The organism is Saccharopolyspora sp. NPDC002686 (genome assembly GCF_040295745.1).
GTDB classification, from domain to species: Bacteria; Actinomycetota; Actinomycetes; order Mycobacteriales; family Pseudonocardiaceae; genus Saccharopolyspora; species Saccharopolyspora oryzae.
Map to the genome: position 1 here is coordinate 1 of NZ_JBEOVY010000291.1, position 10,206 is coordinate 10,206.

Annotated in this window: 13 protein-coding genes; 10 read left to right on the forward strand and 3 right to left on the reverse strand. The window is 71.4% G+C overall.

Features of this window, described 5'->3' with window-relative positions; translation table 11 throughout:
* Window positions 1–167: 167 nt before the first annotated feature.
* The 5 genes from ABTZ89_RS29430 (at window position 168) to ABTZ89_RS29450 (ending at window position 3,154) form a co-directional block, all read left to right on the forward strand.
* The gene (locus tag ABTZ89_RS29430; protein ID WP_270953968.1) at window positions 168–437 is read left to right on the forward strand and encodes a HesB/YadR/YfhF-family protein; all 270 of its coding nucleotides are present in this window, start codon (window positions 168–170) and stop codon (window positions 435–437) included.
* Window positions 438–589: 152 nt separating this feature from the next.
* Complete coding sequence (locus ABTZ89_RS29435; RefSeq protein WP_351050728.1) at window positions 590–1,282, forward strand: energy-coupling factor ABC transporter permease; 693 nt, start codon at window positions 590–592, stop codon at window positions 1,280–1,282.
* Between the two features lie 5 nt (window positions 1,283–1,287).
* A complete protein-coding gene (locus ABTZ89_RS29440) occupies window positions 1,288–1,617 on the forward strand; it encodes a PDGLE domain-containing protein (protein ID WP_270953999.1) in 330 nt (109 codons plus the stop codon).
* Window positions 1,618–1,619: 2 nt separating this feature from the next.
* Window positions 1,620–2,387, forward strand: coding sequence for a cobalt ECF transporter T component CbiQ (gene cbiQ / locus ABTZ89_RS29445; RefSeq protein ID WP_270953971.1), 768 nt, complete (start codon window positions 1,620–1,622; stop codon window positions 2,385–2,387).
* On the forward strand, window positions 2,375–3,154 hold the full coding sequence (locus ABTZ89_RS29450) for an energy-coupling factor ABC transporter ATP-binding protein (RefSeq protein WP_351050732.1): 780 nt from the start codon (window positions 2,375–2,377) through the stop codon (window positions 3,152–3,154). Before cbiQ ends, ABTZ89_RS29450 begins: the two co-directional genes overlap by 13 nt.
* A gap of 7 nt (window positions 3,155–3,161) precedes the next feature.
* On the opposite strand, the gene ABTZ89_RS29455 is transcribed toward ABTZ89_RS29450, so the two are convergent.
* The 3 genes from ABTZ89_RS29455 to ABTZ89_RS29465 all read right to left on the reverse strand — a co-directional run bounded on the left by ABTZ89_RS29455 (window position 3,162) and on the right by ABTZ89_RS29465 (window position 5,481).
* Entirely contained in the window at window positions 3,162–3,680 is a 519-nt protein-coding gene (locus tag ABTZ89_RS29455) for a hypothetical protein (protein WP_270953975.1), read from the reverse strand.
* 80 nt (window positions 3,681–3,760) lie between these two features.
* Complete coding sequence (locus ABTZ89_RS29460; RefSeq protein ID WP_351050735.1) at window positions 3,761–4,924, reverse strand: MFS transporter; 1,164 nt, start codon at window positions 4,922–4,924, stop codon at window positions 3,761–3,763.
* A complete protein-coding gene (locus ABTZ89_RS29465; RefSeq protein WP_270953979.1) occupies window positions 4,924–5,481 on the reverse strand; it encodes a Chromate resistance protein ChrB in 558 nt (185 codons plus the stop codon). Before ABTZ89_RS29465 ends, ABTZ89_RS29460 begins: the two co-directional genes overlap by 1 nt.
* Before the next feature lie 141 nt (window positions 5,482–5,622).
* Between ABTZ89_RS29465 and ABTZ89_RS29470 the strand changes: the two genes are divergently transcribed.
* The 5 genes from ABTZ89_RS29470 (at window position 5,623) to ABTZ89_RS29490 (ending at window position 10,143) form a co-directional block, all read left to right on the forward strand.
* Window positions 5,623–6,156, forward strand: a complete 534-nt coding sequence (locus ABTZ89_RS29470) for a 2,4'-dihydroxyacetophenone dioxygenase family protein (protein ID WP_351050738.1) — start codon at window positions 5,623–5,625, stop codon at window positions 6,154–6,156.
* A gap of 13 nt (window positions 6,157–6,169) precedes the next feature.
* Entirely contained in the window at window positions 6,170–7,393 is a 1,224-nt protein-coding gene (locus ABTZ89_RS29475) for an MFS transporter (protein WP_351050741.1), read from the forward strand.
* Window positions 7,394–7,557: 164 nt separating this feature from the next.
* Window positions 7,558–8,499 (forward strand): alcohol dehydrogenase catalytic domain-containing protein, encoded by a 942-nt coding sequence (locus ABTZ89_RS29480; protein ID WP_351050750.1) that lies wholly within the window; start codon window positions 7,558–7,560, stop codon window positions 8,497–8,499.
* The gene (locus tag ABTZ89_RS29485) at window positions 8,496–9,194 is read left to right on the forward strand and encodes an SDR family NAD(P)-dependent oxidoreductase (RefSeq protein ID WP_351050744.1); all 699 of its coding nucleotides are present in this window, start codon (window positions 8,496–8,498) and stop codon (window positions 9,192–9,194) included. Before ABTZ89_RS29480 ends, ABTZ89_RS29485 begins: the two co-directional genes overlap by 4 nt.
* A 58-nt stretch (window positions 9,195–9,252) precedes the next feature.
* Window positions 9,253–10,143, forward strand: a complete 891-nt coding sequence (locus ABTZ89_RS29490) for a helix-turn-helix domain-containing protein (RefSeq protein ID WP_351050747.1) — start codon at window positions 9,253–9,255, stop codon at window positions 10,141–10,143.
* Window positions 10,144–10,206: the final 63 nt, after the last annotated feature.

The following is a 10,206-nucleotide window of genomic DNA, read 5'->3' on the forward strand; positions in this document are numbered from 1 at the left end:
GAACTCCTCGTGCACAAGCGGGAATTGGCCGACGCGATCGTGGGTGGTGAAGCCGCGCTGAGCGAGCTGTCCGACGCCGAGCTTCGGCGACTGGTTTGCGTGTTGGGCCGACCGGATGACACGGTGGCCCCTTCACCTGACCGGCTCCGACAAGGGAGTTGAGCATCATGCTCACCATCAGTGAGAGCGCCGCCGAGGTCATCAAGCTCGTCCTCGTCGGTGGTGACTCTCAAGAAGGCTCCGGGTTGCGCATCGCGCCGGCCGGGGACGGACTGCAGGCGTCGATCGCCGAGGCGCCCCAGGAGGGCGACGAGGTGATCGAGGAGTCCGGGGTCCGGGTGTTCCTCGAACCGCAGGTCGCCACCCTGCTGGGGGACAAGACGCTGGACGCCGAGCGGGACGCCAACGGCGAACTGGCGCTGGCCGTCAGAGACTGATCGGAAGGACTTGCGGACGACCCGGGTGCTTTTGCCCGGGTCGTCTGTTTTCGCTGGTGAGAATGCGATCATCGCCTCTTGCCAAGGTCTGGTGACAGCACCTCGCGGGCAACTACCCTCGATGGGCAGTTGGACGTGCAGGAGGGTGCGAGATGCGGACCGAGACGCTCGCGATGCACATGAGCGACGGGTTGCTGAGCGCACCGACGGCGGTGCTGTTCGCCGCTGTCGCGGTGGCGGGGTTGTCGCTGGCGCTGGTCAAGGCGCGCGGTGACCTCGACGACCGGACCGCGCCGATGGCCGGTCTGGTGGCCGCGTTCGTGTTCGCCGCGCAGATGATCAACTTCCCGGTGCTGCCGGGCGTCAGCGGGCACCTGCTGGGCGGTGCGCTGGCGGCGATCCTGGCCGGGCCGTGGGTGGGCGCGCTGTGCGTGGCCATCGTGCTGGTGGTGCAGGCGCTGCTGTTCGCCGACGGCGGGCTGACCATGCTCGGCGCGAACATCACCAACATGGCCTTGATCGGCACTGCGGTCGGCTACCTCGTCGCGCTGGCCTTGCGCCGCGTGGCCACCCGCAGCAGGGGCGGTTTGCTGGTGACCGCGTTCGTCGCGGCCTGGGTGAACACCGTTGCGGCGTCCGGGGGTTTCGTCCTCGAGTACGCGATCGGTGGTGCCGCCGGCTACGGCACGGGCACCGCTGCGATCGCTGTGGTCGGGGTGCACTGCCTGATCGGGTTGGGCGAGGGCGTGATCACCGCTGCCACCGTCGGTGCGGTGGCGGCTGTGCGGCCGGACCTGGTCCACCTGCTGCGCGGTGCTCGTGCTGAGAAGGAGGCCGTGCGGTGACGGGGATGCGACGGTTCCTGCTGGTGTTCGGACTGGTGGTGCTCGTCATCGCCGGCGGGGTGGCCTACTTCGCCGACTCCGACCCGGACGGCCTGGACGCGGTGACCCAGCAGGGCTGCGAGGTGGTGCAGACCGACCGGGGCGAGCAGCTGACCGGGCACTGCATCGCGCAGAACACCCAGGAGCACGCTCTTTCCGGTGGTCCGCTGGCCGACTACACCGTCGGCGGTGACGACCGCTGGACCGGACTCGCCGGCGTGATCGGTGCGGTGGTCACCCTGATCGCGGCCGGCGGCCTGTTCTGGGGGCTTCGCCGGCGGACCGGGAGCGAGTAGCGGTGGGTGCCGGTCACGCGAGCGCATTGCACCTGCCGGGTGCTTCGGCGTTGCACCGGCTGTCGCCGGAGGTCAAGATCATCGCCGCGTTCCTGGTCGTGCTGTGCGTGGTGGCGACCCCGCGCGAGGTGTTCTGGGCGTTCGGCGGGTACGCGGTGCTGCTGGCCGCGCTGGCTCTGCTCGCGCGGATCCCGCCGCGCTGGTTGGCCGCCCGCCTGCTGATCGAGGTGCCGTTCGTGGTGCTGGCCCTCGTGCTGCCGTTCACCGCCGGTGGCGCGACGACGGACGTGGCGGGCTTGCCGCTGTCCGTCGAGGGGCTGCTGGCGGGCTGGAACATCCTGGTCAAGGGCACGCTCGGGCTGGCGACGTCGTTGCTGCTGGCCGCCACCACCGCGCCGCGCGAGCTGGTGGTGGGTTTGCAGCGGCTGCACGCGCCGAAGTCGTTGATCACGATCATCACGCTGATGCTCCGCTACGCCGAGGTGATCGTGGCCGAGGCGGAGCGGATGCGCATCGCCCGCATCTGCCGCGGGCACGACCCGCGATTCCTGTGGCAGGTCGGGGCGACCGCGCGGGGCATCGGCAGCCTGTTCATCCGCTCCTACGAGCGGGGTGAGCGGGTGCACCTGGCGATGGTCTCGCGGGGGTGGCGCGGCGCGATGCCCGACCTCGGCGAGTCGCGCCGCACGTCGTCGGCGATGTGGTGGTGGGGCATGACCGCACCCGCCGTCGCCGCTGTTCTCCTGGGAGCCGCGCTGTGGACAGCCTGAGCAAGACCTCGCCCGAACGCGCTGCGGCGCCGGAACACGTTGCGGCGCTGGAGGTTGCCGGGCTGACCTACGAGTACCCGGACGGGCACCGCGCGCTGCGCGGCCTGGACCTGCGCGTCGAGCGCGGGGAGCGGGTCGCCGTGCTCGGGCCCAACGGCGCGGGCAAGACGACGATGACGCTGCACCTCAACGGCGTGCTGCGCGCCGGGTCGGGGCGCATCGAAGTGGGCGGGCTGCCGGTGCAGCAGCGGAACCTGACCGAGATCCGCCGCCGCGTGGGGCTGGTCTTCCAGGACCCCGACGACCAGCTGTTCATGCCGACCGTGCGCGAGGACGTCGCGTTCGGCCCGGCCAACTTCGGTCTGCGGGGCGCTGAGCTGGCACAACGGGTCGACTCGGCGTTGGCGGCGGTGGGGATGGCCGAGCACGCCGACCGCTCGCCGCTGCACCTGTCCGGCGGCCAGCGCAAGCGAGTCGCGCTGGCGACCGCGCTGGCCTGCGACCCGGAGGTCCTGGTGCTGGACGAGCCGTCGTCGAACCTGGAGCCGGTGGCCCGCCGCGAACTGGCCGAGGTGCTGCTGGACTGGGGCGGCACGATGCTCATGGTCACCCACGACCTGCCCTACGCCTGGCAGCTGTGCCCGCGCAGCGTGCTGATCGACGACGGCGCGGTGGTCGCCGACGGGCCCACCGCCGAGATCCTGGCCGACGCCGAGCTGCTCGCCGCGCACCGCTTGGAGCTGCCGTTCGGCTTCCAGCTGCCCTGATGCCGCCTCACCGGATCCGGCCCCACGGTTTGAACACCGACAGCAGGTAGGCGGTGAGCAGCAGGCTCGGCCCGACCACCACCGGGTACAGCAGGAGAGTGGGGATCGCGCCGGTACCACCTCCGGCGAGGTGGGTGCCGGCGTCGGCCGCTTGGTCGATGAGCGGGCGCAGCGCGACGACGATCAGGACCGCGAAGAGCACGTTGATGCCGAGCTTCACCGCCACCCACCAGTACCGCAGCAGTCCGTACTTGCTGCCCAGCCCGAGCACGGCGCCGGTGGTCAGGCACAGGGCGGCGGCGGTGAGCATCGGCCAGACGGCGAAGACCCCGACCGCTTGCAGCGCGGCACCCGCGGTCGCGGGGGAGTCGGTGACCATGGCCGTGACGACGAGGATGCCGACGGCGAGGTCGATGCCGAACCACGCGGCTGCGGCCAGGAGGTGCGCGGCGAGGAACGCCTTGCGGCCGCGAGCGCTGAGTCGACGGCTGCGCTGGCCGCTGGGGCGTGCGGTCGTGGTCGTCATGGGATCCCTCCTGTCGGGCAGCTCGTTGAAGCGTGGCCGACAGGGGTGATCAGCTCATCCGATGCGGAGCTGAACCTCGGCTACGTCCGCTGACGTAGGCGCGCGGTGCGCAGGCCGAAGGCGATCGCAGGCCCGAGGGCGATCAGCACCGCGAGCACGAGGTAGCCGGAGGCCAGGCCCGCGAGCGTGGCGACCGCCGCGACCAGCAGCGGGCCGCCCGCGTCGCCGAGTTCGCGACCGAGCTCGGCGGCACCCATCGTCTGGCCCAGCCGCTCCTGCGGCGTCGACGCAGCCAGCGCGGCGAAGCCGAGCGGGGTGATCAGGCCGGTTCCGACGCCGATCAGCGCGGCGGCCAGCAGGACCCCGAGCAGGCCGGGAACCACCGCGCAGAGCAGGCCCACCGCGGCGATCACCAGGCCGATCGCGATGCCTCGGGGCGGGGTCAGCCGCCCGGTGTCCAGCGCTCGCCCGGCGTTCGGCTGCACGACGGCCGCGCAGGCGGCCAGCACCGACACCGCGGCTCCGGTGGCGATCGGGCCCAGCCCGGCCAGGCGGCCGGTCACCGGCAGGAAGCCCACGCCCACCGACAGCGCGGCGGTCGCCGCGGCCAGCGCCGCGGTCGGGGCGAGGAACGCCGGGTCGGTCAGGCGCCGCACCAGGTCCAGCACCGTCTGCCGGGTCTTGGGCAGCGGCGGGGTCGCCGGGACCTCGATCGCGGCCCAGATGGCGACTCCCAGGCCGAGCAGCGCCAGCACCGCGAACAGCAGCCAGAGCCCGCCGGTCCACACCAGGACGCCGCCCAGCAGCGGGCCCAGCGTGTAACCGATGGACTTGTAGAAGCCGTAGGAGCCGAAGGCGCGGCCGTGCTTGGCCGACGGGTTGAGCCGGGCGACCAGCGCGGAGGCGGAGGGGGAGAAGGCCGACGCCGCGGCGCCCTGACCCAGGCGGGCCACCCACAGCCAGGCGGGGCTGTCGGCGATGACGTAGGTCGCCGATGCGGCGGCGAAGCCGAGCAGGCCGGCGATCAGCACCGGGCGGGCGCCGATGTGGTCGGCGAGGGCGCCGAACAGCGGTTTGAGCAGGACCTCGGCGCCGTCGTAGAGGGCGAGCAGCCCGCCGAGCACCAGCAGGGAGGTGACTGCGTCAGCGGAGAAGCCGCCGAGGTTCGCGGCGATGCCGTGGGCGCCGAAGGCGGTGGTGAAGCCTGCCGCGTACAGCGGCCACATCTGGCGGGGCGTGCTCATCAGATCGCCCCGTTCGAGTTGTGCAGCGCACCGAAGACGCGTTCGGCGTAGTCCTCGCACACCGCCGTGCACTTCTTGAGCTGTTCGGCGGCTTCGGGCGCTTCCGGGGCGCCGAAGACGTCCCGGGCGGTCAGGTCGCGGTGCCAGCGCCGCAGCCGCTCGAGGGACTGCTCCTCTTCCTCCAGCTCGGCCAGGGTGAACTTGGCGTTGCGGATCTCCTTGGCGATCTCGGCCTCGAACTTGCCGCAATCGGCGAGGAACTCGGTCCAGTCCTCCGAGCGCGCCGCGGTGAACTGCTCCTGAAGCGCGGCGGCATCGGCTTCGCCGCGCCCGGCGGCGTCCAGGGCCAGGGCTTGGCCACCGGCCTGCCGGGTCAGCTCGACGGCGCGGGCGATGCCGTCGGCGAACACCGGCACGTCGGGCACGCTCCACACGCCTTGGCCGAGGGAGAGCGCTCCGATCTTGCGGAGTTCCCGCCACACGGCGACGCGGTGCCGCGACGGTCCGGTCGGGACCTTGATCACGAGGACCAGCCAACGCGGGGCTGCTTCTGTCACGCCCGAGAATGTAGCAGCTGTTACAAGGCGTTGGAACCGATGTCCGCCACGGGCAAGGACGTGTCCGCCAGCGGGAAGACCCGGTGACCGCCGACGGGTTTGGATGCCAGGACCTGCACCGATTCGAGAGAGGCGGCGGAGATGCCCGAGCAGCCCACCACGGAGTTCTGGAAGGACCTCAAGCCGATCGAGAACTCCTTCAAGCCCGACGCCCAGCCCGAGGTCTACCTGTCCCAGGTGGCCACCGACGACGACCGCTACTACGCGCCGTTCTCCGACACCGTCGGCTCCCGGCCGCTGTGGATCAACGTCAAGGACAACTCGTGGTCCGACGTCCTGCGGGCCAAGTCGGCCGGGCTGGTCAACCGGCACTACCACCCGCACGAGGTGTTCGCCTACACGATCTCCGGCAAGTGGGGCTACCTGGAGCGGCCGTGGACGGCCTCGGCCGGCGACTTCGTCTACGAGGCGCCGGGGGAGGGGCACACCCTGGTCGCCTACGAGAGCGAGGAGCCGATGAAGGCGATGTTCATCGTCAAGGGCCCGCTGATCTGGCTGGACGAGGACGGCAACACCACCGGTTACTTCGACGTCCACGACTACATCGAGCTGTGCCGCAAGCACTACGACGCCGTCGGTCTCGGCGCGGACTACGTCAACTCGCTGTTCCGCTGACCGGGTCGCCGCCATGAACCCGGCCCGCTACGAGAACCGGCTGCTGCTGATCCTGTTCCTGTCGTTCGGATTCGTGTTCTTCGACCGGCAGGCGCTGTCGTTCCTCGCGCCGATGATCCGCGAGGACTTCCCGCTGTCGAACACCCAGCTCGGCGCGCTGTCCGGGGTGCTGGCGCTGACCTGGGCGCTGTCCGGGATGGTCGTGGGCACCGTCTCCGACCGGATCGGGAAGCGGAAACCGCTGCTCATCGCGGCGATCATCGGTTTCTCGGGGTGCTCGGCCGCGTCCGGGCTGATGACCGGCTTCACCGGGCTGCTGATCGCCAGGGCGCTGATGGGGCTGGCCGAGGGCGCGGTGCTGCCGATGGCCCAGTCGCTGATGATCGAGGCGTCCCGGCCGAGCCGGCGCGGCCTGAACATGGGGCTGGTGCAGGGGTCCTCGGCCGGGCTGCTCGGCGGGATCGTCTCGCCGGTCGTCGTGGTGTGGGCCGCCGGGCACCTGGGCTGGCGCGCGGCATTTCTGCTGACGATCGTGCCGGGGCTGCTGCTGGCGGCGTGGGTGGCGCGCTCGGTGCGGGAGGTCCCGCCCGGTGGGCGCGTGGAGGTGACCGCCGAATCCGGTCCGGGGGTGCCGTTCGGGCAGCTGCTGCGCGAGCGCAACATCGTGCTGTGCATGGCGATCGCGGCGTGCTTCCTCACCTGGTTCGTCGTGATCATCACCTTCGCGCCGACCTACTTGGCGGGCGCCAAGGGGTACTCGCCCGGCACGATGAGCGCGGTGATGGCCTGCTTCGGCATCGCTTGGGTGCTGTGGGGTTTCGCCATCCCGGCGATCTCGGACCGCATCGGCAGGCGGCGCACGATGATCGCGTTCGCGGCGGTCGCCGCGCTGTGCCCGCTGGCGGTGGTGCTGGTGGAGCAGCAGCTGCTGCTCGGGGTGATCGTCGTGCTCACCTACACCGGGCTGGGCTGCTTCACGCTGTTCATGGCCACGATCCCGGCCGAGGCAGTGCCGAGCCGGGCGCTGGCCACCGCGCTGGGACTGGTGATGGGCGTCGGCGAGCTCTGCGGCGGATGCCTGGCACCGGTGCTCGCCGGATGGGCCTCCGACGAGTGGGGACTGCAGGCGGCGATGTTCATCGCGGTCGGCGGCGCAGTCGTGGTGGTCCTGCTGTCGTTCGGATTGCGAGAAACCGCACCGCTGCTCCTGCGACAGCGAGCGGAGGCGGAAGCATGAGTACCGAGTCCTGCAGAACCGCACCTCAGGGGAACGTGACGCAAACCAGCCACAAGAAACCGCGAAACGCAAGATTGAAACCCGAATCAACCCCCACTGTGAATCCCGGAGAGGCGGGACTGGCTGCGGTGTACCACGGTGCTGGGGATGTCCGGATCGGTGAGGTGCCGGTCCGGGCTCCCGGGCCGGGGGAGGTTCAGCTGCGGGTCGCCTATTGCGGGATCTGCGGCAGCGATCGGCACGAGTTCGCCGATGGGCCGCACGCGATACCCGTGACGCCGCACCCGGAGTCGGGGGTGATGTTGCCGCTGGTGCTCGGGCACGAGTTCTGCGGCACCGTCACCGCGGTCGGCGCGGGCGTGCGCGGCCTGGCCGAGGGCGACCGGTTGGCGGTCGAGCCGCACTACCGGTGCGGGCGCTGCGACCGCTGCCGGGCGGGGGAGTACAACATCTGCGCGCACTTCGGGTTCGCGGGGTTGATGGGGCACGGTGGTCTGGCCGAGTACGCCACCATCCCGGCGTACATGGCGCACGTGCTGCCCGAGGGTGTTTCTTTCGAGCAGGCAGCGGTTTTCGAGCCCGCTTCGGTGGCGCTGCACGCATTGCGCCGCTCCGGGGCCAGCCGCGGCGAGTCGATCGCGGTGGTGGGTCTCGGGCCGATCGGGCTGCTGGTCGTCCTGCTCGCGAGGCAGCTCGGCATCGACCGGATCCACGGGGTGGACCCGGATGCCGGCCGGCGCGAGCTGGCCGTCGAACTGGGCGCCACCAGCACCGGGCCCGATGTGCCAGAGGTGGACGTGGCGTTCGAGGTGGTCGGTGTTCAGTCCACGTTGGACACCTGTCTGGCGGCGGTGCGCGCGGGCGGGCGCGTGGTGCTCGTCGGTCTCGGCGGCCGCTTGGACTTCGACGCCTTCGCACTCGTCAACCGCGAGCAGTCCATCATCGCGACCGTCGGGTACCGGGACACGTTCCCGGAGCTGATCCGGCTCGCCGCGGACGGCGTGGACTTCTCGCGGATCGTCACCTCGACGGTGGCGCTCGACGAGGTGGTGGAGCGCGGACTGCGCGCCGGTGCGGGCGAGGTGAAGGTGGTGGTGCGGCCGTGACGGTGGTGATCACCGGCGGGACTTCGGGCATCGGGGCGGCCACCGCTCTGCGGTTCGCCGAGAGCGGGACGGACGTGCTGGCGATCGGGCTCCCGCCCGCGGAGCCGGATCAGCTGCCCGTGCACGAGCGGATCGCGGTCGCGATGCAGGACGTGACCGACCGGGACGCCCTGAGCGCGCTGATCGGCGGGGTGGACCGGGTCGAGCACCTGGTCGCCTGCGCCGGGATCAGCGGCGACCGGCGGGAGTACGAGCCGCAGGTGTGGGAGCAGGTGCTCGCGGTGAACCTCACCTCGGTGTTCACCGCGTGCACCGCTGCTCGCGACGGACTGGCCGCGACGGGCGGTTCCGCGGTCGCGGTGTCGTCGATGTTCGCCTTCACCGGCAGCGCCGACCGGCCGGCTTACAGCGCGAGCAAGGGCGGTGTCGGCCAGCTCGTCCGCTCGCTGGCGATCGAGTTCGCGCCGCTCGGTGTGCGGGTCAACTGCGTGGCACCGGGTTTCGTGGTCACCCCGCTGGCGAGGGGCGTGCTCGACGACCCGGTGGCGTCGGCCGCGGTGCTGGCGCGGATCCCGATGAGCCGGCTCGGCGATCCGGCGGAGGTCGCGTCGGTGATCGAGTTCCTCTGCTCGCCGGCCGCCCGCTACGTCACCGGGGCCGTGGTGCCGGTGGACGGCGGCTACTCGGCTGCTTGAGGCCGCCCGGACGCGGGGTTAGTCTGCCGTGGCAACGGGGCGCCCGCAGGAGGCCGTGATGACCCAGCCCGGCTCGCTGATCTCTCGGTTGTCCACGGCCCACGTGGATCCGGCAGACCGGGTGGCCGCGTGGGAGGAGTACAACCGGCGCGCGCTGGTCGGGCTGAAGTGCTCGCCGTACGCCGAGCAGGGATTGCTGGCCACCCAGACCAACGTGCGGTTCGGGGCGCTGCGGATGGCCGACATCGCGGGCAACGAGCACGTCGTCGAGCGGACCTCGGCCGCATGTCGTGCGCTGCCGAAGGATTCGGTGTTCGCCAGCCTGGTGCTCTCCGGCGAGGCGGTATTCTACCACGGGCAGGGTTGCCTGACCCTCGGCGCGGGCGAGCTGGTTATGTACGACACGCGCCGGTCGTACCTGTTCGGCTTCTCCGCGCCGATGCGGCAGTTGCTGGTGGACATCCCGCGCGAGCTGTTCGCCGAAGTGCCCAGCCCGATCCGGTTCGGCGTGGACAGCCCGGGGTTGGGGTCGCTGCGCACCTTGCTGGAGGGGATTGCCGCCCGGCCGGAGTCGGTGTCCGACGGGACGGACGACCTCGCGCTGGACCTGTTGCGGGCGTTGGCGACCGGCGGTGCGGCGCCGCTGTTCGCGGCCAAGGACTTCATCGACCGCCACCTCGGCGACCACGAGCTGACGCCCGCGCGGGTGGCCGCTGCGGTCGGCATGTCCGTGCGGCACCTGGGAAGGTTGTTCGCCGCCGAAGGCGATACCCCGGCTCGGTACGTGCAGCGGCGACGGTTGGCGCGGGCGCGGCGAGAACTCGCCGATCCGGCTTCCCGGCACCGAACCATCGCCGGGATCGCGCACCGCTGGGGATTCGCCAGCCACGCGCACTTCACCCGGGTGTTCCGCGCCGAGTTCGGCCATCCGCCCGCCGACCTGCGCTGAGCGGATCCGCGCAAATTCAATGGAAATCGGACCTTCGATTTCCATTGAACTTGCGCGATCACC

Excerpts from the sequence above, each read along its gene's own strand:
- ABTZ89_RS29435 (WP_351050728.1), top strand. The coding sequence starts at position 590 with ATGCGGACCGAGACGCTCGCGATGCACATGAGCGACGGGTTGCTGAGC.
- ABTZ89_RS29430 (WP_270953968.1), top strand. The coding sequence starts at position 168 with ATGCTCACCATCAGTGAGAGCGCCGCCGAGGTCATCAAGCTCGTCCTC.
- ABTZ89_RS29455 (WP_270953975.1), bottom strand. The coding sequence starts at position 3,680 with ATGACGACCACGACCGCACGCCCCAGCGGCCAGCGCAGCCGTCGACTC.
- ABTZ89_RS29460 (WP_351050735.1), bottom strand. The coding sequence starts at position 4,924 with ATGAGCACGCCCCGCCAGATGTGGCCGCTGTACGCGGCAGGCTTCACC.
- ABTZ89_RS29470 (WP_351050738.1), top strand. The coding sequence starts at position 5,623 with ATGCCCGAGCAGCCCACCACGGAGTTCTGGAAGGACCTCAAGCCGATC.
- ABTZ89_RS29490 (WP_351050747.1), top strand. The coding sequence starts at position 9,253 with ATGACCCAGCCCGGCTCGCTGATCTCTCGGTTGTCCACGGCCCACGTG.
- ABTZ89_RS29475 (WP_351050741.1), top strand. The coding sequence starts at position 6,170 with ATGAACCCGGCCCGCTACGAGAACCGGCTGCTGCTGATCCTGTTCCTG.
- ABTZ89_RS29440 (WP_270953999.1), top strand. The coding sequence starts at position 1,288 with ATGCGACGGTTCCTGCTGGTGTTCGGACTGGTGGTGCTCGTCATCGCC.